The organism is Paraburkholderia sp. MPAMCS5, from assembly GCF_036016995.1.
In the GTDB taxonomy this organism is placed as follows: domain Bacteria; phylum Pseudomonadota; class Gammaproteobacteria; order Burkholderiales; family Burkholderiaceae; genus Paraburkholderia.
Genome location: NZ_JAYXBK010000004.1, coordinates 207930 through 230026, shown reverse-complemented (window position 1 = coordinate 230026; position 22097 = coordinate 207930). Strand labels below are relative to the sequence as shown.

Annotated in this window: 17 protein-coding genes; 4 read left to right on the top strand and 13 right to left on the bottom strand. The window is 58.5% G+C overall.

The features are described 5' to 3' along the window. Positions 1-136: 136 nt before the first annotated feature. Positions 137-772: a phosphatase PAP2 family protein gene (locus tag VOM14_RS11350; RefSeq protein ID WP_327628799.1), complete on the top strand. Its 636-nt coding sequence runs from the start codon at positions 137-139 to the stop codon at positions 770-772. On the opposite strand, the gene VOM14_RS11345 is transcribed toward VOM14_RS11350, so the two are convergent. The 6 genes from VOM14_RS11345 to VOM14_RS11320 are packed head-to-tail and all read right to left on the bottom strand — an operon-like array spanning position 748 to position 9248. Beyond that, positions 748-1935, bottom strand: coding sequence for a glycosyltransferase family 4 protein (locus VOM14_RS11345; protein ID WP_327628798.1), 1188 nt, complete (start codon positions 1933-1935; stop codon positions 748-750). The genes VOM14_RS11350 and VOM14_RS11345 overlap by 25 nt on opposite strands. 52 nt (positions 1936-1987) lie before the next feature. Then, positions 1988-3292, bottom strand: coding sequence for a lipopolysaccharide biosynthesis protein (locus VOM14_RS11340; protein ID WP_327628797.1), 1305 nt, complete (start codon positions 3290-3292; stop codon positions 1988-1990). Positions 3293-3321: 29 nt separating this feature from the next. Further along, on the bottom strand, positions 3322-4332 hold the full coding sequence (locus tag VOM14_RS11335) for a glycosyltransferase family 2 protein (protein ID WP_327628796.1): 1011 nt from the start codon (positions 4330-4332) through the stop codon (positions 3322-3324). Between the two features lie 40 nt (positions 4333-4372). Then, positions 4373-5815, bottom strand: coding sequence for a hypothetical protein (locus VOM14_RS11330; protein WP_327628795.1), 1443 nt, complete (start codon positions 5813-5815; stop codon positions 4373-4375). 21 nt (positions 5816-5836) lie between these two features. Beyond that, positions 5837-6952 carry a glycosyltransferase family 4 protein gene (locus VOM14_RS11325; protein ID WP_327628794.1) on the bottom strand — a complete coding sequence of 372 codons (1116 nt, stop codon included), beginning with the start codon at positions 6950-6952 and terminating at the stop codon, positions 5837-5839. 46 nt (positions 6953-6998) lie between these two features. After that, the gene (locus VOM14_RS11320) at positions 6999-9248 is read right to left on the bottom strand and encodes a polysaccharide biosynthesis tyrosine autokinase (protein WP_327628793.1); all 2250 of its coding nucleotides are present in this window, start codon (positions 9246-9248) and stop codon (positions 6999-7001) included. Positions 9249-10446: 1198 nt separating this feature from the next. Between VOM14_RS11320 and VOM14_RS11315 the strand changes: the two genes are divergently transcribed. Together VOM14_RS11315 and VOM14_RS11310 are read left to right on the top strand one after the other, a co-directional pair. After that, the gene (locus VOM14_RS11315; RefSeq protein WP_327629069.1) at positions 10447-11328 is read left to right on the top strand and encodes a GlxA family transcriptional regulator; all 882 of its coding nucleotides are present in this window, start codon (positions 10447-10449) and stop codon (positions 11326-11328) included. A 111-nt stretch (positions 11329-11439) separates the two neighbouring features. After that, entirely contained in the window at positions 11440-12459 is a 1020-nt protein-coding gene (locus VOM14_RS11310) for an ATP-grasp fold amidoligase family protein (RefSeq protein WP_327629068.1), read from the top strand. A 201-nt stretch (positions 12460-12660) separates the two neighbouring features. Here VOM14_RS11310 and VOM14_RS11305 read toward each other — a convergent pair whose 3' ends face one another. Beyond that, positions 12661-14223, bottom strand: coding sequence for a hypothetical protein (locus tag VOM14_RS11305; RefSeq protein WP_327628792.1), 1563 nt, complete (start codon positions 14221-14223; stop codon positions 12661-12663). Positions 14224-14852: 629 nt separating this feature from the next. On the opposite strand from VOM14_RS11305, the gene VOM14_RS11300 reads away from it, so the two are divergent. Further along, on the top strand, positions 14853-15248 hold the full coding sequence (locus VOM14_RS11300) for a hypothetical protein (RefSeq protein WP_327628791.1): 396 nt from the start codon (positions 14853-14855) through the stop codon (positions 15246-15248). 173 nt (positions 15249-15421) lie between these two features. On the opposite strand, the gene cyoD is transcribed toward VOM14_RS11300, so the two are convergent. The 6 genes from cyoD to VOM14_RS11270 all read right to left on the bottom strand — a co-directional run bounded on the left by cyoD (position 15422) and on the right by VOM14_RS11270 (position 22085). Then, positions 15422-15754 carry a cytochrome o ubiquinol oxidase subunit IV gene (gene cyoD, locus VOM14_RS11295; protein ID WP_327628790.1) on the bottom strand — a complete coding sequence of 111 codons (333 nt, stop codon included), beginning with the start codon at positions 15752-15754 and terminating at the stop codon, positions 15422-15424. Then, positions 15755-16363: a cytochrome o ubiquinol oxidase subunit III gene (cyoC, locus tag VOM14_RS11290; RefSeq protein WP_327628789.1), complete on the bottom strand. Its 609-nt coding sequence runs from the start codon at positions 16361-16363 to the stop codon at positions 15755-15757. 3 nt (positions 16364-16366) lie between these two features. Next, on the bottom strand, positions 16367-18373 hold the full coding sequence (gene cyoB / locus VOM14_RS11285) for a cytochrome o ubiquinol oxidase subunit I (protein ID WP_327628788.1): 2007 nt from the start codon (positions 18371-18373) through the stop codon (positions 16367-16369). A gap of 3 nt (positions 18374-18376) precedes the next feature. Next, the gene (gene cyoA, locus VOM14_RS11280) at positions 18377-19270 is read right to left on the bottom strand and encodes a ubiquinol oxidase subunit II (protein ID WP_327628787.1); all 894 of its coding nucleotides are present in this window, start codon (positions 19268-19270) and stop codon (positions 18377-18379) included. A 299-nt stretch (positions 19271-19569) separates the two neighbouring features. Then, entirely contained in the window at positions 19570-20682 is a 1113-nt protein-coding gene (locus VOM14_RS11275) for a LacI family DNA-binding transcriptional regulator (protein ID WP_442955533.1), read from the bottom strand. Between the two features lie 74 nt (positions 20683-20756). Beyond that, positions 20757-22085 carry an MFS transporter gene (locus VOM14_RS11270; RefSeq protein WP_327628786.1) on the bottom strand — a complete coding sequence of 443 codons (1329 nt, stop codon included), beginning with the start codon at positions 22083-22085 and terminating at the stop codon, positions 20757-20759. Positions 22086-22097 lie beyond the last annotated feature (12 nt).

Below are 22097 nucleotides of genomic sequence, written 5' to 3'. Positions count from 1 at the left end.
GGTTCTAGCGCGATAAGCGGCGCTACAACATACGCTAGACAGACACCAGGCCGACTCCGGGCAGACACAACTACACGCGCTACTGCGGCAGGCTTTTCCGCCCGCTGTAGCGCAAACCCACAACAAAGAGAACCCTATGTGGAATGCATTCACCAACATAGGCGATGCGGCCGTTACGTTACCCGTTGCGGCTGTTTGCGCCTTCTGGCTCGCACGATTCAATTTCAAGCTGGCTTGCCGATGGGTCGCGGCGCTCGCCGTGGGCGTCGGCATTGTCGGCGCAAGCAAGATCATTTATGCCGGCTGGGGCCTATCGCTTCCGGGTTCTGATTTCCGCATGATTAGCGGCCACGCGATGTTGTCCACGTCAGTGTGGATGGTCGCGCTCGCGCTGCACGCCAAGTGGTGGCGTCTGCCGCCGTCAATCGGTATTGTGTCGGGTCTCGCAATTGGGGCGCTGACCGGCATCGCGCGCGTAATGGATCTTTCGCATTCGCTGCCTGAAGTGATTTCAGGCTGGATTCTGGGTGCGCTCGTGGGTCTGTTCTTTTTGCGTGCCGCGCTTTCCGCAGAGTTCGAGCGATTGAAACCGGTGTGGTCGAGCGCGAGTATTTTATTCGTGTGTGCGCTCTTTTATGGACATCAGGCGCCGCTTCAACGTCTGATTGAAACGCGGTCGCCTGAAATCCATAGCCATGCCCACTCGGTCATGGCTTTTGCAGGGCGTGTGAGATATCGCGTTCTAGTTCAAGAACGCACGCTCGCAAGATGACGCTCCTCGACGGCGCGTTCGCGAACAAGATACGGACGCGGCTGTTCGACCGTGCTTCGCGGAAGCCGCGCCTCGACGAACTCCGTAATGGCCGCTTTGAAGTTCTCGGTCGAGAAGCGCTCGGCGTTCTTGCGGCAATTCCACGGCTCGAATGCAGACGCATTGTGCTCAAAGCGCGTGACTGCATCCAATAGCGATTCATCCGTCTGCTCGGTGAAGAAAACGCCTGTGGGCTGCTCGGCGGGCAGTCCCACAACCGACTCAAGCGCGCCTCCCCGTCCATAGGCAATGACCGGCGTACCGCATGCCTGAGCTTCCACCACGGAAATGCCGAAATCCTCCTCCGCCGCGAACACGAATGCGCGTGCTCGCCGCAAATGGTCGACCAGAACTTCGAGAGGCTGGTGACCGAGAATCGCGACATTCGGTCCTGCAAGCGCCTTGATCTTCTTCATTTCAGGGCCGTCGCCGATCACCACGAGACGGCGCTCGGGCGTCTTTGAAAAAGCTCGCACGATCAGGTCGATGCGCTTATACGGCACCATGCGCGACGCGGTCACGTAGAAGTCTTCCTTCTGCGTGCACATCACCATGTTGTCCAGATCGACCGGCGGATAAATGACGGTGGCGTCGCGCTGATACGCTTTCCTGATACGCCGCGCGATGAACTGCGAGTTCGCGAGCAGATGATCCACGCCGTTTGCCGAGCGCGAATCCCAACCGCGAATATAGTGCAGCAGCGCACGCGCCATGATCGACTTTAGCCCTTTATTCAAGTGCGATTCGCGCAGGTACTGATGCTGTAGGTCCCACGCGTAGCGGATCGGCGAATGCACATAACTGATGTGCATCTGGTCCGGTCCGGTCAGCACGCCCTTGGCCACCGCGTGCGAACTCGAAATGACGAGGTCATATCCAGAGAGATCCAGCTGTTCGATTGCGATGGGCATCAAGGGCAGATATGCCCGATAGCGGGTACGCGCAAAGGGCATCTTCTGGATAAACGACGTGTTGACGGATTTGCCCTTCACGCAATCGCGGTCTTCGAGAAAGTCGACAATCGAGAAGATGTCCGCTTTCGGAAAGCACTCGATTATGTTCTTCAAGACCTTCTCTGCGCCGCCCGAAACCACCAACCAATCGTGAACAATAGCGACTTTCACTTCAACCTCCTGTGATTTTACGAGCCGGATGGTCAACATCCGGCAATCCGGTTCACTCGTCTTTGGTGCCGCTCGCGCCCCAGGCGAACCCCAGCATCCCCGCTGCTCGCCGCGCGCCCGGCACCAGACCCACCAGTTCCAGGCGGACCATGATGACCATCAGGATCGTCGCGAGCGTCGCTTCCCCGATAACGCGTGCGATTGCCATTCCCATGGCGCCGTAGCGCGGCGCAAGGATCAGCGCCGCAACCAGATTGGCCACACCGGAGGTCACTCCCGCAACTGCAAGCAGCCGATCTTTCTTGCGCGGCACGAACACATAAAACGCGACGAATTCACTGAAGGCGACGAACGGGAACATCCATGCAAAGCATTGAAGAACGTGCGCCGCCGGTTCGAACGCCTCGCCGAGAATCAACGGCAACACAAAGGGCGAGAGTGTCAATGCGCCGCAAAAGACGAGCAGCCCGTACCCGAGCAGCAGCGTCGCGCCTCGCCGGGTCGTGGCATGAGCGCCCTCCTTGTCACCCTGTGCGAGTTGCCGCGAGATGGTGGGCACGAACACTTGCGATGCGGGGCCCATCAAGCTCAGTCCGATCGTCGCGAAACGTTCGGCCGCGCCGAAATAGCCGACCTGCGCGGGCGTGGACAACAGCGTCAACAGATAGGTGGACGACGCCGTGAGCACAACCGAGCCCGATGAATAGCAGAACAGCATCGTGGAACTGCGAATGAGCGGCATCACGCCGTCGAGCTTGAGGCGCGGCAGTCCCACTTGCGCAGTGGTGATGCCATAGGAAATGATCGATGACGCGACGCCGGCAATGAGCAGGCTCGCAAGCACCCATACCGAATCCGAAGGCTTCTTGACGAAGCTCAGCACCAGAATGAGGCTCAATGCGAAGCCAAACACCTCGATCATGATCGGCGTGCGGAAGTGCTGACGCCCTTGAAACAGCCATCCCAGGTTCATCGCCGACACGATGCCGAGCAGCGTCGCCAGTACGCCAATGACAGGACGTTCCGACAAAATCGGCGAGCACATGGTCGCAACGAGACCAATGGCGCCACCCAACACGGCCAGTATGAGCCGTGCGCTTACATGCAACGAATAGATCGGATTGCACTCCTGTGCCGAATGTGCCTTCGCGACTTCCCGCATTCCGACGAAGGTGAATCCGTAGCTCACGAGCATCCATATCACGTTCATGAGCGACATGGACGCGAGCACGCGTCCGTATTCGGACACGCCGAGCATTCTTCCGTAAAACGGCACCACGATGATGAGGTAGATGTACCTCATCAGATAGCCGCCGTATACAAACGCAATCACGCTTGCGTTGTCTCGTCTTTCCATTCCGTTCTCCAAAGGCATTCTTCCTGACGTTAGCGTTGCGCCACGCGGCGGCGCGCAAGCGGGTTGGATATATAACGAACCACGAAGTCAGAAAGCGGCGAGTACGGAACGAGGCACAAGCCGGAAAGAACTAACGTGCCGAATTTCTTTTTTACGCTCCAGAACGGATTGGCGACGATCGCATGCAGGTAGCCGCGCGAATCGTGCATCATCCAGCTCCAGCGATGAGCCAATGTCGCGCGATACACGCTCGAACAGAAGATCGCCTTTTCGTGGCCGAAATCGTGGAATGTGGGTGGCAGCTCGATCGAAAGACGCGACCTCGCAATGTTCCTCAGGATCGCCCAGCGCATGCCCAGTGCTTTGGGCGCTTTGGAGATCTGCTCGGAGTTCGCAAACGACACCGTGCCGCCATCGGCGTTATGCACGCGATACCCTCCGAGCGATTTGCGCACGGTCGCGACGGGGCCCACCAATGCGGCCCCATAGATCGCGAAGAAGTCCGCGCCATAACGGTTGATGCCCGGTGCGGGAACGGGAAAGACGCGTTTCAGCGCGCTCACGAGATACGCATTGCCCGACGCCGGCGGCGACGGATACAGCCAGCCGGCTTGCAGAAGTTCTCCGCAATTGGTGGGCGGCTCCGTGTGCGGCACATAAGCGCCCGTGGTTGTTCCGTTCGCGTCCATCACGTCGAGTCGAAACTGCACTTTCGCCCACGGACCGCTTGCGAAGACCTGCATCACTTCCGATACGGCATTCGGATAGAGAATGTCGTCCGAATCGAGCAGGATCGCGTATTCCGTTTCGAGGGCACGGATCGCGGTGTTATAGGCGGACACCTGTCCGCCGTTTTCCTTGAAAATCGCGGTAATGCGGGAACCGTACTTCTCCATGATCGCTCGTGACCCATCGGTCGAGCCATCGTCGAGAACGATAACGCGCGTGCCCGGATAGTCCTGGTTGAGCGCGGAATCGATCGCCGCAGCGAGATAGCGCTCATAGTTGTAGTTGCAAATGACGACTGTGACCTGGTTCATGACATTCCACGCAATCTGAAGTTTTGGTAGGTCCGGATTGCTATGCAAGCGGACGGACAGCGATATACGCGAGGTGCGTGGGCGGGTCGTTTCCTGCGCCGTTGACCCGATCCGGCACCTTGAAGCCGAGTTGCAAACCGTCGTTATTCCATGTGGTCGTCAATGCGTCCGGTGCACTTACCGTGCCCGTCAACGCATCGATGAATTCGATCTTGACGGTGCCCGCCGAAGGACGCTTGAGGCCCGCCACCGTCACCGCTCTCCAGCCCGCTGCCGCATTCACCTGCAACACGATATCGTTGCCGGAACGCACGCCGCTGCCGGACGCGCCCTGCCCAAATTTCAACGGATTGGCCAAACTTGCCAGCGAGCCGGAAACCGTTTGACGAAGCACGATCAAGCTCTTGCCGGACACGTTGTAGGTGCGTGAAGGCGGACCGCGATGCGTGAGCCGGAACGGTTCATAGCCGTCCCAGTGATAGACCATGGACACATACTTATTCGGGTCGTTCCAATTGCGCTGAAGTGCCCACACCGCGAAATCGAAGAAGTACTCCGCGATGAAATGCGGATCCTTCATATAGGCATCGCCGATTTCGGTTTGCCAGATGCCGCGCGCCGGCCCGTTCTTCACATACTGGTCGTATAGCGGGTCCAGATCGGTGACGCCGAGGTAATGCGTGTCGAGATAGTCGACCCAATCCAGCATTCGCTCATTGGACGCCGGACTTCTGTACTCGAGCCACTTACAGAAATTGGACAAGCCGCCCTGATCGGGCCAGCCGCCATAGACGACATACGCGTTGTACTTGCGAATGATGCGCGCCGCCGGCAGATGGATGCGCTCGACGTAATCCTGCATCGCATGCTCGTACGGCTTCGCGCGCTTCTCATCCTCGCTGAAGTTCGGACCATGCCAGAAGGTCGCCTGAGGCAATCCGCCCGAGAGCTTGCCGGCCGCCTCATTCCAGATCTGGAAATAGCGCAGATTGAATGGCGGCGCGGTGTACTTGCGCACGACCGCCTCCACGTAACGCGTCCACGCACGCACGTCGCGCGGCGCGGAATTGGTGTCGCCAGGCACGGTGGCGTTCCAGGGCGGCGTATAGCCAAGCAGCAACAGGGAGCCGATGCCGTTGCGTTTGTTCAGGAGCAGCGCCGACGGAAGATCGCTGTCGAATTGCGATCCCGTTTTGTCGATATGCATCGCTTCCGTGGGCGAATCCGGCTGGCCGGGGCCCACCGAATCGCGTCCCCAGGTGATGCCCATTTGTCGCCACATTGCAATGTCGCGAGGTGTTCCGGCCCACCCGTTGGTACCGATCATTTCGGTGATTGTGCGGCCGCCGGCGTCGCGCGCTTGCGGGCTCTTTGTGGGAGTCGGCGCGGATCTGGCGCGCGCAAAGGGGAACGCCGCTCCGAGAAGAGCCGCGATGGTTCCCAACGCGCGCCGTCTGCCGGCACTCTTTAGAATGCGATACATAGGCTTGCCTACCGACATGCGTCAGCCCGCCGATGCGCTGGCCGGTACACCCGACAAACGCTTCCCCGCCTGCCCCTTCAGAATGCCGAGCACTGTTTCCGCCGTGACGTCCCAGCGAAATTCACGTGCTCGCGCGAGGCCCCGTTCTCTATAGCGCTGCCGCAGTTCTTTGTCTGTCATCATCACAGCAATCTTCCCGGCGATATCGTCGGCCGACATCGCGTCGCAATACAGCGCCGCCTCTCCACACACTTCCGGAATGGAGGTCCGCGACGAGGCAACGACGGGACAGCCGCAATACATGGCTTCGAGCGGCGGCAAGCCGAATCCTTCATACAAGGACGGAAACACGAGGCAACCCGCGTTTTCGTAGAGTGCTTTCAACTCGCCATCGGTCACGAAACCGGCCCACACTACGTTGTCCGACTCAGGCTTCTGCTCAGCCAGCGCGCTATTGAAAATGCGCGCGTTCTTGCCACCGACCACGACGAACTTGATCCCGTCGAGATGGCCCAGCTTCCCGATCGCTTCCAGTACGCGTTGCAGGTTCTTTCGCGGATCGAGGCTACCCACAACGACACAATAAGCGTCCTTGACGAGCTTCAACCGTTCGATAACCGACGAATCCGACGTCACACGATCGAGGTGATCCGCTGCGGGACTCACGACGGCGACGCGCGACTCGTCGATCTTGAGATGATGGCAAATGCGCGACTTCGAGAAATTCGACACAGTCAGAATCATCGGCTCCATTCGCGGCAGCAGGAAGAAGCACGCGCGATACCACAGCACGAACTTCCTGGAGAATCCGCCCGGCACGTCGAACACCGCCATGTCGTGAACCATCACGACCTGTTTTCGTTTGAGTACCGGACTCATATTGCACAAGTTGATGAGCCTGACGCCTCTCGCAGCAATCGGAAGCGCAATCTGCTCCCACAGCGTGCCGCGCAACCAGGCAACGCGTCGTTGCCATTTCAACGACGCGCCCGGCTCCATTGCATCGCGCGGAACGAATACCTCCAGTTTCTCGCCTGCAGGTACCCGCAGTTGCATTGCTCTCGTCAACTCATACGCGACTCTCTGAACACCCGTTATCGGCTGCGAAGTGAATTTCCCGTTGATTGCAAATGCCATCTGCTTCTCCGTTTTGCGAATTCATCGAACGACTGTGGCAACTCGCTCACGTCCGGACAGCTCCACCGCTTTCATCCAGGTCGCCGTAATCGCTGGCGTAATTCGTCGCATAGCCATAAGTTTTCGTACTGCGACGCAGTGGGATGCCGTTGAACACCGCGCCCGCGATGCGGCCTTCTGCCCGCTCCATCTTCCGCACGGTGTCCTCGATTTCTTCTTCGCTTTGCATGCCGGAACGCAGAACCAGCAGCGACGCACCCGCTTCACTGGCAATGATCGAAGCATCCGTGACCGCGAGGAACGGCGGCGTGTCGAAGATCACCAGGTCGAATTGGGCACTCAGGCGCTCCAGAACTTCCTTGAATCGCGGCCGCGCCAGCAAGGCGGCCGGATTGTCCGGACGTGTGCCGCACGACATGAACGACAAGCCGTCGATGCCCGTGGAACGGAGTGCATTACGCAGCGGCATGCGGTCGGACAGTACTTCGGAAAGTCCACCACGATTGCTCTGATTAAAGTGCGACGCCAGATGACCGCGACGCATATCAGCATCGATCAGAAGAACGCGTGCGCCGATTTCAGCCTGCAATGTCGCAATGTTCGCCGCGACAAAGCTCTTCCCTGCGGACGGCGTCGGTCCAATCACCATGAGAATGTTGTTGCGTGCATGAGCGAGATCGCGCGCCAGCGTCGTGCGAACCGCGCGAAGCGCTTCCACCGACGAGTCGTTCGGGAAGCGTTCGGCCAGCACCTTGCTGCCGCCGCCCGCCACCTGTATTTCCGGCACGCCTGCCTCGTTAGCGGGCTGAGGCAAGCCGGGTCGCGCGGCAGCGCCGGGCAGAGACTTCGCGTTCGGGCTCGTCCGGTCGAGCAGCAACTGCTGCTGACTGAACAGAATCTCGCCAAACACCGGCACGCTCATGCGACGTTCGACGTAACGCGGATCAGTCACGCCAGTCAGCACATGGCGACGCATGAAGACAAGCACGATTCCGGAAACGATACCGAGTCCCAGGCCGCCACCCAGCACGACAATCGGCATCGGCTTAACCGGACGATGCGGCGTGATCGCCTGGTCGACGATATGCGCGCCACCGGTCGTGCTTGCGCGCCGCACCTGCAACTGCTCGGCCTTCTGCACCATGCCCAGATAAATCGTCTCAGCCACCTTCTGCGCGCGAACCAGATCGACACTCTCACGCTCCGATGCCGGCATGCTGTTGAAGTGGCCATCGAACGTGCCCTTCGCGTTCTTCAACTGCGCGAGTTGCTGATCGACGCTCTGTACCCAGCGGCTCTGCGGCGTATAGCGCTCGAGAAGCTGTGTGCGTTGCAATTGCAGCGTTGCGATCTGCCGGTCGATGTCCAGACCGCCTTGCAAATAGGCCTGCGCTTCGGTCGTCGGCTGCATCGACTGCGAATGAGCCCGGAATGCCTTCAGGGCTTCTTCAGTCTTTCTCAAATCGCCGAGAAGACGCGGAAGTTCTCCGTTGATGAACGCGAGCGTCGTCGTGTCGTTGAGCTGGCGGCTGGCAATTGCAGTCGACAGATACTGCTGTCCCAACGCATTGGCGACTTCCGCGGCCTTCGCCGCGTTCTTGTCCGTGTACTCGATCTGAAGAAGACCGGAGTCCTTCACCTTGTCGCTCACTTTAATGAGCGCATCGAAACGCTTGATTGCATCGACTGCGTTCCAACGCACCACCGTGAACTGCGTTCCGGGCCGCGCAACGAGTTGGTCAATGCGCATTGAAATGCCATTGGCCTGAACCTGTTTGCCGACCGTGCCCTGCAGGAACAACTGATCCTGCGGGCCGCGCAATTCGTAGGTGTTGTTGTCGCGCGCGACCAACGTCATCTTTTCTTCTTCGAGATCTTTCGGGACATCGAGCGAGCCGACTTTTACCTGCTCACCGCCCCACGCGTAGGATTTGAGCCCCAGCCATGGACGTGACGGCTCGCCCGGCGTCGCGAACTTCTCCGCGATATCGCCAAGGATCGGCATGGTGTGGGGCGTCACCGACACATCGAAGCGATAGCGCTGGATCACCGGTTCCAGCACGGAACGGCTGCGCATGACACCCATTTCCGTAGTGGTCGACGGCGCGGGCGGTGGCAATTGCTCCTGATTCTGGAGCGCGAGACCCAGCGCATTCGGTTCCGGCGGATCTATACGCACAAGTACGTCTGCGGAATAGATGGGCGACGCCACGAGTAGATAGCCGGCCGCCAAAGTCAGAACGACGACCGTAGCGAGGACGATTTCCCAGATATGGTCGCGCATCAGACGCAGCATGGCACCGGCGCTGAGTTGGCCGCGCTCTGTGCTTGCGGCCGGGGGGAGCGAATTTAGAGGGTAGTAATCCACCGTTATGATCCTTCCATGTTTGATGGGGCACAGTAATGAGTCGACACCGCCTGGCTTTCCCCAATGGTTCGCATTTTCCGAGCCGTTACCGGCAAAAAACGCGTATGGCGTAGCCTGACGCTCGGTCGGAGCTACGTCATAGGTTTACCAAGCCAAGTGGCCGTCCACCTGCTGAACGATCAAAGGCTGCACCGCAAACCGCACGGCTCGCCTTATCTCCAGACTCCTCGTAACCCCCAGATGGCGAAACGACGAGTCCCACGCTGCGCTTCGCGTTGTAATTCGTACTACAAATAATTTCGTTGTGGATGCACCTTTGACGGCTGCACGGCCCACTTCGCACCACGCGATCCAGTGTCGGATTCGCACAGGCGTTGCCTCGTCGTACATCGTCAGTGCAGAGCACTTACTGGACACGGCAATTACTACGACCTAATCGGTAAATCCACGTTGAAAGGGCGAAGAAATTGCGCATTGCTGGTATTCGATAGCGCCTACCGAGGCAATCGCTATTTGTACGGATGTTGCAGTGAAGCATAGCGCTCACTCGATTCAACGGATCGGCAGCGGCAGAAATTCGGGTGCTATTGGCCGATTCCGACGAGGCGTTAACCGTTGCAACATCTTAAAAGAAAGTGTTGTAGCTATCTGCAATCGATGTAACAGAGTGATACGACAACACCCTTTTCGCGTCATAGAACTTTAGTGACAGGTCATTTTCCGCCAAACTCGGACGGCGTTCATTTTATGCCCGCTAAGCCTTGCAGGACGGGGCTTTTCCGGATAAAAACACTACATCCAGCCATAAAAACAGTAAGATCATTTCAAGCAAAAGTTGCTGATCCACGCACCGTTTTGTATGCCTTTATTCATGTTTCCGAGGTAACAATTTCGCGATTCATGACAATTGCGCCAAAACACCCGTGGATAACGGCCACGTTCGTCAGGTCCATGTGGGTACGCTAATCTCGACACGTAGACAGTGATTACCCTGCCTGGAGAACTAAGCGTGACGACTTCCACAGAATTTCTTTCGTCGTACATCGACGCACACCGCAGCAGCCCAAGATTACCGCAGCAGAAGCCTGCAAAGCATATTGGACTTCTGGTCTCTCAAGAATGCTCGATGGCGACTGCTGGAGCGATCGGCGACGCATTTCGTCTTGCCAATGAATTGTCAGAGGATCTCGCGGACGATTCTTCTTATCGCCTTTCCGTGCTCTCCGAAGGCGGAGGCCTCGTGACGAGTTCCTCAGGCATATCTATATGGACACAAAGTATTGAGCGCAACAGGCTGGGTGACTTTCACGCATTGTTTGTAGCGTGCCGGGACGCCGCCACCTTGCTCGAGTCCAACGACCGCCTTCTTTCATGGATTGCACGTCAAGGTTCTATCGCATCGTTCGACATTCAGCAAGGCGCCAACCTGGTTGTCATCTGCAAGGACCCGCTGCATTCGACGGTGCCGATCTTCCTGTTCGATGACGCACCCACGACCACGCGCGCCAGCAGCGCGACGCCAACCGACCTGGCTTTGGCACAGATAGAACGCGATCTTAACTCCGAGGTTGCGCGCAAGATTGCCGACATGCTGCAAACGACCTATGTCGAGTCCGAAAAGATCGATCTGAACGACGCAAGCATTACCACGACAACCGAGAAGATCCGCGAGTCCGCGCGCTGGATCAAGGAAAACTATAGCAATCCGATCTCGGTTGCAAAGGCTGCGGACTGCGCCGCGATGAGCAAGCGCAACTATCAGCGCCGCTTCAAATTCGAGTTCGGCATGACGCCCCTCGAGTACTTGTTGCGCACCCGATTTGAAGTCGTTCGGGCCATGCTGCGAAATACTGATCTGCCTGTCGACAAAATTGCGCGACGCTGCGGAATGGGCGACGGCAATCGCCTCGGCCGCCTCTTCAAGGAACGCTACGGCATGTCGCCCACGCAATTTCGCGCGCAACAGCGCCTCGAAGTTGCGGAACGGTGCGTAGCGGTCGAAAACTAATAACTACGCCTGAAATTGATGCAGGCAGCAGAACGCTGCGACGTACAGGTCGCGACGCCCTGCTGCGTGCGCCAATCGGGCGTCAAAAGCTATTCGATATGGACTGACAAAATGATAACGACGAAGTCTGCTCAATGTCCAAATGAAGCCGGCGCTACGAGTCCGCGGCCCAATCAGGCCGATCTGTCCGAACGCGCCATATCGGAGAACTGGTTGCCCTCTCACGACGACGCAAAAGAGCCGCGGCGCAAGGAATCGCCTGCTAGAAGACTGAAAGAAGCGGCTAAATCAATGCTGCCGGCGCCTCTTTTCCTGAGCCTCCTGCACCATAAAGAAATCGGTCGCTATCCGAATCTGCTTCGCCCCACGACTTTTAACGAGAAGATTCTTCAGAAGAATCTTCGGCCGGACCCGTGGTTCGTGGAATTGACCGACAAGCTGACCGTGCGGAACTATGTCGCGCGAAAGCTGGGTGAAGAGCATGTGATCCCATTGATCGCCGCCCCGGACACTTTCACCGAGGAAGTATTCGACGTATTGCCCAACGCGTTCGTGATGAAGGCAAATCATGGCAGCAGCTATGTGAAGGTGGTCAGAGACAAATCGGCGACCTCTTTCGCGGAACTGCAAGAACTCGCGAACTACTGGTTGTCTCTCGACTTCTACAAGATTGCCCGGGAGAAGCACTACCGTCGGATCAAACCGCAAATCTTCTTCGAGCATCTGCTGCTCGACCAGAGCGGCAACGTTCCCGCCGATTACAAGCTGCATTGCTTCGGTGGACGAACCGGACGGCCACGTATCTACATTCTGGTGATTTCGGACAGATTCGGCACCGATACACGCGGCGATGTATTCGACGTCGACTGGAATCATCTGGACATTGCGATCGGGTACTACAAGCGTAGCCCTGTGCCGGCGCCTCGCCCCGAAAATCTGGATGCCATTCTGGAAGCCGCCACGAAACTATGCGAGGACTTCGACTATGTTCGCGTGGACTTGTACGCGCCGAACAACGAAGTCTACTTCGGCGAGCTGACGTTCACACCTGGCGCCGGCGTTCTGCCGTTCACGCCGGATCAAATCGACTACGAGTGGGGAAGATTGGTGCCGGATACGTTCTGCCGTTGAGGAAGCCGCTTACTGAACATCGAAGCGGCAAAGCGGCAAAGCGGCAAAGCGGCAAAGCGGCAAAGCGGCACAGGCTACTGCGGCAAAGAACGGAGTAGATACAGATCAACGAAAAAAACCCTGGCCTCGCCGCAAAGAGCGGCGAGAGTCAGGGTCATTCACTTTAACTGAGGCAAGTGCGAACTACGAGTGCGAACTCGATCAGTTGTCAGCGTGAGCCGAGGTAAAGTTCGTGAACGCGTTGTACGGGGCGCTGATCGGCGAACCGTTGATCATAATGCCGTACGCGTTGTTGCCGCTATCCAGCACGTAGTACATCACAGACTGGATGTTGTGCGTCTTTCGGGCCGCGTAGAACGCAGCGAGCCTGTCCGAAATGTAATTTGCGCGATAGCTTTCCGTTTGCTCCGGCCCGGTGTTCCACTCGGTGACGATAAACGGCACACCGTAGCGCGCCTTGCAATACGTGGCGAGGTCGAAGCCCGGCCCTGCGCCATCGGTACCCACGTCGAACAGGTCACCATACACCTCGTAATTGTGCCAGGTGGTGATGTCCCAACGCACGGTCGGATAGCCGCCGCTGCCATCGGGCTGCATGCCGTCCCACAGCGCGTCCGCCGCGCCCACATCCGCCACGCAGAAGTTGATGCCGCACTGCGCCGACGACTGCGCCGACTTGACGCCGTCGATCATGCCGCGCATCACGCCGCGCATGATTGGCCAGTTGTCATTGTTGAAGTCGCTCGCCTTCGTGCCTGCGTACGTGAAGTCCACCACGGTGGCGTCCTGACGCGTCAGTTCGTTACCGCATTCGTAGATCGTCACGCCATACGGCTTCAACGCATTGGCAACGGTCGAGCCAGTCGAGAAACCGCGGCTGTACGCGATCGACTCGCTCGCCATCACCCTGCCGGGAGCGTCGTAGACGCCCTGGTCGATTAGCACCAGCAGCGTGAGTCCCGCCGACTGGAACGCTTTCGCGATCTTGACCACCGCATTCAACTGATCCGGATCGTCCGTCACGCCGACGCGATAGCTCGTGCAGTTCATCGCCTTCAGAATCGACACGAGTTGCGTGGGCGTGTACGTGTAATCGAAGTGGCCGTTCATGCCGTAGAAGCTGCCCGGCGCGGGCGCGACCGCGATGCGCGGATCGCTCGACGGGCGCCATTGTCCATCGACATCCGCGTTCACATAGAACTGACCGCCTGTGCCGCAGTGCCAGACCTTGCCGCCGTACCACAACACGAGCGTCACGTTATACGTGTTGCCGACAGTCTCGCCGTCGCGGTAGATCACGCCGTTCACGAGAGTCCACATCGAGTTCGATTTGTCGATGATGTACGGCGACGAAGGCAACGTGGTGCCGTCAGCGGAAACGCCGCCCATACGCGGATCGAGGCATGCGGACCAGTTGGAGCCGTTCCAGCCATAGAACTGGCCGCCCGTGCCCTCGTGATAGATGCCGCCGTTGTACCAGAGCAGAAGCGACACGTCGTACGTATTGCCTGCTTTGGAACCGTTCTTGTACACCGAACCGTTCTTGAGCGTCCACACGGCGCCGTTATTGTCGGTGATCGAGCCAGCCGGCGGAATTGTCGTGCCGCTGTCGGAGGCATTGGAGGCCTTCGCCTTCGGGTTCGCGGCAACCTTTGCCGCCGGGCTCGCGCTCCCGTCTTCCGAGCCACCGCCACCACAGGCGCTCAAAAGATAGGAGCCGGCTAGGGCCGTCAGGCCTCCAATGAATTGTCGTCGTTTGACCATGGCTAAATATTTCTCAGTGTCGAGAAGATTCTCGATAAAAGACCCAAAGGATTTTTCTTTGCAGTTTTGAAAAAAACTACATTCCTTGCTGAACAGCTTCAATTACTTCGTTATGCTTATTAATACGAAATTGCATTCGAATTTCGATCACCTTTAATAAGGTGGTCACATTGCCGGAGACAACGTGGAATCAAATTCGATTGGCGAAGACAAAGCTGCGCCCTCGCGGTGTGCGATCAACTCGACGCCGCGATCCCTCATGAATGATGTGGAACAACCGCCTGCAAACCTGCTGCCCTGCCGTGGCGACTTTCTGCCGCGCAAACGTTTTACCGAGGGTTGAAACCGTTTGCACGGTTCGGAAAATTGTTCGCTTCTGTGTCGCGACCGGGGTAAATCGTACCCGGAAAAGACCTATCGTTCATATGAGAAATAGTACTTTTCGGCCAAAAAGCAGGAATCTTTCCGATAACTTCGCGTTTGGCAAAAATTTACACTTTCACGGGATGATCAGAGGATTAGATAGGCACGAACTTTGACCATTCGACCCTAGAGAGAGAAGCTTTTTTCCAATTCGCTTTCAGTAATTTATTCTCTTTGCGACATTCTCATGACGAAAAAAAGAAAAAATGACCGTTAGCGCGCCGTCGCCCAGTGCAATGAAAAAAGCCTGTGGTGTACCGCAGATCGAATTTTCCTATTTAATTCGTCATACGAAATATCTTTTCTCGGGGTTAACTCTATTCCATCTGAAGATTGACAGCAGAAGACTGATGATTGAAGTCGACACGACTTGTCCGAGACCACTAAGGGAGCCTCGTCCGCGAGGCAAAGTTCCTCGGGAGAGAAAAAGTACGGCGGTGGCGGCGCGTCCGAAGGAAAGCGAGGAGTGGCGTCATTGCAAGGGTGGGGAGAACTTATTTGCCGCCGTGTTGTGGTCGTTAATTTATTCTTGTGGCGCTCAGCGCGCAATTTCCGGAGACATCGCGAATGATGGGGCAGTTGGCAGCGCGACCAGTGCTTAATTTTATTTATGTCGGTTAGCGCTGAAGCGGGAGTCGATCAACCTGTGAGATCGCGCGGTATTCGACAGCAAACATCGGAAATTCGCGCGGTGCCACGGCATAACCGCGGCACCGCTCAGACCGAAGGCGGACGGGCGTGAGCCTCACAGACTTGCCGTCGCCCTGCTCCACGCCTATCTGGACATCATGTTCATGCTGACGTTATGCATGACCCACACCGTGCCGCCGATCAAAAACAGCGCCGCCAACGCGGTATAGCCGAGCGCCATGACATTCCAGCGCTGCCCGGCCGACATGTCGACATGCAGGAAGAACACCAGATGCACGACAATCTGCACGAAGGCGAGAATCGACAGCGCGATGATCGCCGTCTGTGCCGGAAGCGCTCCGCGCATGACGAGCCCGAAGGCGGCCGCCGTCAGGATGACGGAGAGCAGGAAGCCACCCACATAGCCACGCAAGCTGCCGTGACTCTGCTGCGCTGGAAGTGATTGCATATGAGCCATTTACAGCACGCTCCCGAGATAGACGAACGAAAAGACGCAGATCCACACGATGTCGAGGAAATGCCAGAACAGACTGAGACACGCAAGACGCGTGAGATGGCGCTCCGACAATTTGGGGCTGCGCATGACCTGCACGGCCAGCACCGCCATCCACACGAGGCCCACGGTCACGTGCAATCCGTGCGTGCCGACCAGCGTAAAGTACGACGACAGGAACGCACTGCGAGCCGGCCCGGCGCCTTCCGCCACCAGATGCGAGAACTCCCGCACCTCCAGAAAGAGAAACGCAAGGCCGAGCACGAACGTCACAGCAAGCCAGCCCAACACAACCGCGGACTTGCCGCGCCGGGCGCCCAGCATCGCAAAGCCGTAGGTAATGCTGCTCAACAACAGCGCGGCCGTTTCCACCGCGACGCCGCCAATATCGAACAGATCCTTGCCCGATGGACCGCCCGCGAACTGCTGCGACATGACGGCGAATACAGCGAATAGCGACGCAAACAGCACACAGTCGGTCATCAGATACAGCCAGAAGCCGAATACCGTATCCGATGAACCGTGGTTGTCGTGAGCGCCTTCCAGCGAAACGGAGAGTGTTTTCTGCAACATGGATCAGGCCTCCACAGCTTCGAGTTCACGGCTCTTCGCCGCAGCGGCCGCAGGGCCTTGCTTACCTTCGATTTTCCGCACCATGTCCGCGGAAATGTAATAGCCGTCGTTGTCGCCGAAGCTGCGCACGATCAGCGTGGCCACGATAGCCACGAGCGCCACCACAGCCAGCCACGTGATATGCCAGACGCCCGCAAATCCGAGAACGAGACTGAATACACCGATGAACAACCCGGCGCTCGTATTAGACGGCATGTGAATGTCCTGATACGCCGGCACTGTTGCGGGGCCCTTTCCGGTCTCCTTCATATGCGCGAAGGCGTCGAGTTCATGCACTGTGGGAATAACCGCGAAGTTATAAACCGGCGGCGGCGACGACGTCGCCCATTCGAGCGTCCGGCCGTCCCAAGGGTCGCCGGTCACGTCGCGGTACTCAGGCTTGTTGCGGTTCGCCACGCTGACCCACACCTGCGCGACCTGGAACACCACGCCCACTGCGATCAACGCCACGCCGCACGCGGCCGCGATCAGCCAAGGTTGCCAGGCCGGATTGTCGTAGTGATTCAGGCGTCGCGTCATACCCATGAAGCCGAGCACATAGAGCGGCATGAATGAAGCATAGAACCCGACAAACCAGCACCAGAACGCGCACTTGCCGAGCTTCTCGTTGAGCTTGAAACCGAATGCCTTCGGAAACCAGTAGTGGAACCCTGCCAGATAGCCGAACACCACGCCGCCGATGATCGCGTTATGGAAGTGCGCGATCAGAAAGAGGCTGTTATGCAACACGAAGTCCGCGCCCGGAATGGCCATCATCACACCGGTCATGCCGCCGATCGTGAACGTGATCATGAAGCCGATTGTCCACAATACAGGCGCGGAAAATTCGAGGCGCCCGCGGAAGATCGTGAACAGCCAGTTGAATATCTTCACGCCGGTCGGGATCGCAATGACCATCGTCATAATGCCGAAGAACGCATTGACGTCGGCGCCCGAACCCATGGTGAAGAAGTGATGCAGCCAGACGAGGAACGCGAGCACCATGATTGCGCACGTCGCATAAACCATGGTCCTGTAGCCGAACAGCGGCTTCTTCGAGAAGGTTGCGATCACTTCCGAATAGATGCCGAACGCGGGCAACACGAGGATGTAGACCTCCGGATGCCCCCATGCCCAGATCAGATTCAGATACAACATGGCGTTGCCGCCCGCCTCGTTCGTGAAGAAGTGCATGCCCATGTAGCGATCGAGGCCGAGCAACGCCAGCGCTACCGTCAAGATCGGGAAGGTGGCCATGATCAGCACGTTCGAACAGAGTGCCGTCCATGTGAAGACCGGCATTTTCATGAGCGTCATGCCCGGCGCGCGCATCCGTACGATGGTCACGAAGAAGTTGATGGCCGTGATCAGCGTGCCCACACCCGACAGTTGCAGACTCCAGATGTAGTAGTCGACGCCCACGCCCGGACTGAATCGCAGCTCCGACAGCGGCGGATACGCAAGCCAGCCGACTTGCGCGAATTCGCCGATCACGAGCGACAGGTTCATCAGAATGGCGCTGATTGCCGTCATCCAGAAGCTGAGCGAGTTGAGGAATGGGAACGCCACGTCGCGCGCGCCGATTTGCAGCGGCACCACGAGATTGAACAGACCGACCATCAGCGCCATGGCCATGAAGAAGATCATGATGACGCCGTGGGCGGTGAAGATCTGATCGTAATGGTGCGGCGGAAGATAGCCCGGCGAGTGATACGACAGCGCGAGCTGCAAACGCATCATGACCGCGTCGACGAAGCCGCGCACCAGCATCAGCACCGCGACGACGATATACATGACGCCGATCTTCTTATGATCGACGCTCGTCAGCCATTCCTGCCAAAGCCATTTCCACTTATGGAGCCGGGTCAGTGCGACCACCACGGCAAGCACCATGACTATCATGAGCGCGCCCGCTCCCATGATGATGGGCTGATCGAATGGGATCGCGGAGAGTGTCAGTTTTCCGAACATGTGCTAACCCTTTGGACGGCAATTGCTATTCTGCAAATCGAGGACATTGCCGTTGTTGTACTTTGCAATGATGTTATTGAACAGCTTGGGATCGACCGTCGAGAAGTAGCTCACGGGCTGCTTCTCGCCAGGCTGCGCCACCGAGTGGTATTCGTTCATGTCGAGCCGGCGCGGCGAGGCTTTCACCTTTTCCACCCACGCGTCGAATTGCGCGGCACTGACGGCAAGCGCCCGAAACTTCATATCCGAAAAGCCCTTGCCGCTGAAGTTGGCCGAGATGCCGGCGTAATCGCCCGCATGATCGGCAATCAGATGCAATTGCGTCTGCATGCCCGCCATCGCGTAGATCTGGCTACCCAGTTGCGGAATGAAAAACGAATTCATGACGGAGTCGGACGTGACCTTGAAGTCGACCGGCGTGCCGACGGGAAAGGCGAGCTGGTTGACCGACGCAACACCGAGTTCCGGATAGATAAAGAGCCACTTCCAGTCGAGCGCCACGACTTCGACCTTGATTGGCTTGACCGCCGATTCAATCGGCCGGTACGGATCGAGTTCGTGTGTTGTGTTCCAGGTCAGAATGCCGAGGAACAGAATGATCAGCGTGGGCACCGTCCACACCACGACTTCAATGGCGGTGGAATGCGCCCATTTCGGCGCATAAGTCGCATTGCGATTGCTCGCGCGATAGCGCCATGCGAACACCAGGATCATCACGATCACCGGCACGACGACAATCAGCATGGCCATCGTCGCGGTGCTGATCAGCGACTTTTCAGCGACGCCCACGCTGCCTTTCGGGTCGAGCACGTCAAGATTGCCGCACCCCGACAGAGACGCGACGAGTCCTGCCCCCAAGGGTATCAACACCCGTTCAAAGGTCTTTTTGTTCACCATATTTGCCTGATTTCCATGGACCGATCTGAAACACCCCAAAAAATTCTCGCCATGAAGACCAGACCACTACTTCATGCGCCGTCGAATTTTAAAAGTGTCCAGATAAGCGGAGCATGATCTCCGACAAGCAAACCAGAACAAATGTGACGTGTGCTTTGAGGCTCGGTTTTCTGATCTGCCTCAAGTGCTCGTGTGTGAATCAGTGTCGCCATCGTTGCCTTTGCAACCATGGCGTGAGAGACGCGTGACCTTACTCGTCCAAGGTCACGGAACGAGAATGGTGCCGCGCGAAAGCGGCATCAGGTGGTTGCGCGCTCCACGATATTGAAACCGACGTCAGTCACTTTGCTGCTCCCGGCGCCAGCCAGCCGGTCGAGCAGACAGCGCGCCGCCGTGAGCCCGATGCGCGTTCCGTCGACATGCACCGACGTGAGTTGCGGGCTCGTCTCGGTCGCGAACTCCAGATCCCCGAACCCGCAAATCGACATTTGCGACGGCACGCCGATGCCCAGTTGTCTGGCCGCGCTCAACGCGCCGATTGCAAGGAGATCGGAACCGCAAAACACCGCGTCGATATCCGGCGACTGTTCGATGAGACGCGGCAACGCGGCCTTGCCGACCGCCACCGAACTCGGCGGCGCGACGAGCACCTCCGCGATGTCGTGAATGCCGGCTCGTGCGAGGCGCTCGCGAAAACCGCCGCGGCGAGCGAGCGCGCGCTCGTCGTTCGCGGATACGAGGCCGGGCTTGCGCACGTTGCGTTGCAGAAAGTGCTCGGCCACCGCGACGCCGATCTTGTAATGCGAAAAACCGACCAGCATGTCGATCGGCTGATCCGTCATGTCCCATGTTTCGACGATCGGAATGCCCACGTTGGCAAGCCGTTCGCGCAGCGACTCGGTATGCGCGACGCCGGTCAGCAGCACGCCTTCCGGACGCCGGCTCAGCACGGCGTCGAGCAACGCCTCTTCGCTCGAATCGCTGTAGCCGCTCAATGCGAGCAGCACCTGATAACCCGCGCGCGACATGGTCTCGCTGAACACCTGGATCGTTTCGGAGAAGAGCGAGTGCGCGATGGTCGGCACGATCGCCGCGATTAGCCGCGATCGCGAAGACGACAAGCCGCCCGCCAGCCGGTTCGGCACATAGCCGAGCCTTTGCACGACCTGGCGCACGCGTTCCAGCGTTTCGGGCGCGACCGTTTGCGGGCTGTTGAACACGCGCGATACCGTGATCGGCGCGACGCCCGCCTGCGCGGCGACATCGGTGATGCGCAAGCCCTTGGGGCCGCCGCGCATGCGTTTGACGGGCGCGGCCGCCTCGGGCGCCGATGCTTGCGGCGCGTCGGCGTCGGCGTCGGCGTGGACGTCGGCATCGGCATCGGCGGCAGCGGGCGGTTTCGGATTCGGCATGAGTGCTGGCAGAAAATAACGGATCGCGCGTATTCTAACCGCGCGAATCCACGTTAATTCACGGCCCGCGCGGCTTACTCGGTCACCGCCACACTGCCCTGCGCCGCGCGCGCGCCTCCTGCGCGACGCAAGACGAACAGCGTGATAACCGCGAACACGAGCAGACAGGTCGCCGGAATCAGCATCGGCGCCTTCACGCTGCCCGTCGTCTGACGCACCCACGGCACGAGATTCTGCGCGATGAAGCCGCCGATATTCCCCAGCGAATTGATCGCGGCAATGCCGGCCGCGGCGCGCGCGCCGAACAGAAACTTCGGCGGCAACGTCCAGAAACAGGGGATCAGCAGATACATGCACGGCGCGCCGAAACAGAGCGCGATGAAACGCAGCGTGTTGGTCGGCAGAAACACGGCGCTCAGGAAACACAGCACGCCGAGCAGCGCCGAAACCAGCATAGCAATAAGCGCGCGATTGCCGGCGCCGCGCAGTTTCGAAGGCAGCCACGCGAGCACGAGGGTCGCCATCAACCAGGGAATGATGTTCAGCAGACCGTTGGTCGTGTTGCTCACGCCAAAGCCCTTCACGAGCGTCGGCAACCAGTAGCTCACGCCGTACACGGAGATGGACAGCATCATGTAGTAAAGCGCCATGCCGATCACGCGCGGCTCGGCCAGCACGCTCAGCAGCGAACCGTGAGCGGCGACGCTCGACTTGATCTGCGCACGTTCGGCATCGAGCGTGTTGGCAAGCCACTGCTTCTCGTCGGCGGAAAGAAACCGGGCTTCTTTCGGCGATGCAGGCAACAGGAACAGCACGACAATCGTTAGTAGAACGGAAGGCAGACCGGTCGCGATGAACACGAGCTGCCAGCCGTCCAGACCCGCGAGACCGCCTTTGTCGAGCAGCCAGCCGCAGATCGGCGCGCCGATCATATTGCCGAGACTGCTGCCCACCGTGAAATAGCCGAGCATGCGCACGCGATGCCGCGACGGAAACCACAGCGTCAGGTAATAGATCACGCCAGGATACAAACCTGCTTCCGATGCGCCGAGCAAAAACCGCAGCACATAAAACATCGTGGCGTTCTTCGTGAACGCGAGCAGAATCGTCACTACGCCCCACGTGAACATGATGCGCGCCATCCAGCGCGGCGCGCCGTACTTGTGCAACATCACGTTGCTCGGCACTTCGAAAATCAGATAGCCGATAAAGAACAGCGACGCGCCGAGTCCATACGCGACCTCGGAAAGCCCGAGGCTGCCGAGCATTTGCAGCTTGGCGAAGCTAATATTCGAGCGGTCGATATACGCGACCAGATAAAGCAGCCCCAATAAGGGCATCAGACGAAGCGCAAGGCGATTGATCAGACGCGATTCGACGATGCCCGATGTCGTAGTGCTCACAGTGTCTCCTCC

Coding starts and splice junctions, on each gene's coding strand:
- VOM14_RS11350 (WP_327628799.1), top strand. CDS start 137: ATGTGGAATGCATTCACCAACATAGGCGATGCGGCCGTTACGTTACCC.
- VOM14_RS11340 (WP_327628797.1), bottom strand. CDS start 3,292: ATGGAAAGACGAGACAACGCAAGCGTGATTGCGTTTGTATACGGCGGC.
- VOM14_RS11335 (WP_327628796.1), bottom strand. CDS start 4,332: ATGAACCAGGTCACAGTCGTCATTTGCAACTACAACTATGAGCGCTAT.
- VOM14_RS11330 (WP_327628795.1), bottom strand. CDS start 5,815: ATGTATCGCATTCTAAAGAGTGCCGGCAGACGGCGCGCGTTGGGAACC.
- VOM14_RS11325 (WP_327628794.1), bottom strand. CDS start 6,952: ATGGCATTTGCAATCAACGGGAAATTCACTTCGCAGCCGATAACGGGT.
- VOM14_RS11320 (WP_327628793.1), bottom strand. CDS start 9,248: ATGCTGCGTCTGATGCGCGACCATATCTGGGAAATCGTCCTCGCTACG.
- VOM14_RS11315 (WP_327629069.1), top strand. CDS start 10,447: ATGGCGACTGCTGGAGCGATCGGCGACGCATTTCGTCTTGCCAATGAA.
- VOM14_RS11310 (WP_327629068.1), top strand. CDS start 11,440: ATGATAACGACGAAGTCTGCTCAATGTCCAAATGAAGCCGGCGCTACG.
- VOM14_RS11305 (WP_327628792.1), bottom strand. CDS start 14,223: ATGGTCAAACGACGACAATTCATTGGAGGCCTGACGGCCCTAGCCGGC.
- VOM14_RS11300 (WP_327628791.1), top strand. CDS start 14,853: ATGACCGTTAGCGCGCCGTCGCCCAGTGCAATGAAAAAAGCCTGTGGT.
- cyoD (WP_327628790.1), bottom strand. CDS start 15,754: ATGGCTCATATGCAATCACTTCCAGCGCAGCAGAGTCACGGCAGCTTG.
- cyoC (WP_327628789.1), bottom strand. CDS start 16,363: ATGTTGCAGAAAACACTCTCCGTTTCGCTGGAAGGCGCTCACGACAAC.
- cyoB (WP_327628788.1), bottom strand. CDS start 18,373: ATGTTCGGAAAACTGACACTCTCCGCGATCCCATTCGATCAGCCCATC.
- cyoA (WP_327628787.1), bottom strand. CDS start 19,270: ATGGTGAACAAAAAGACCTTTGAACGGGTGTTGATACCCTTGGGGGCA.
- VOM14_RS11275 (WP_442955533.1), bottom strand. CDS start 20,682: ATGCCGAATCCGAAACCGCCCGCTGCCGCCGATGCCGATGCCGACGTC.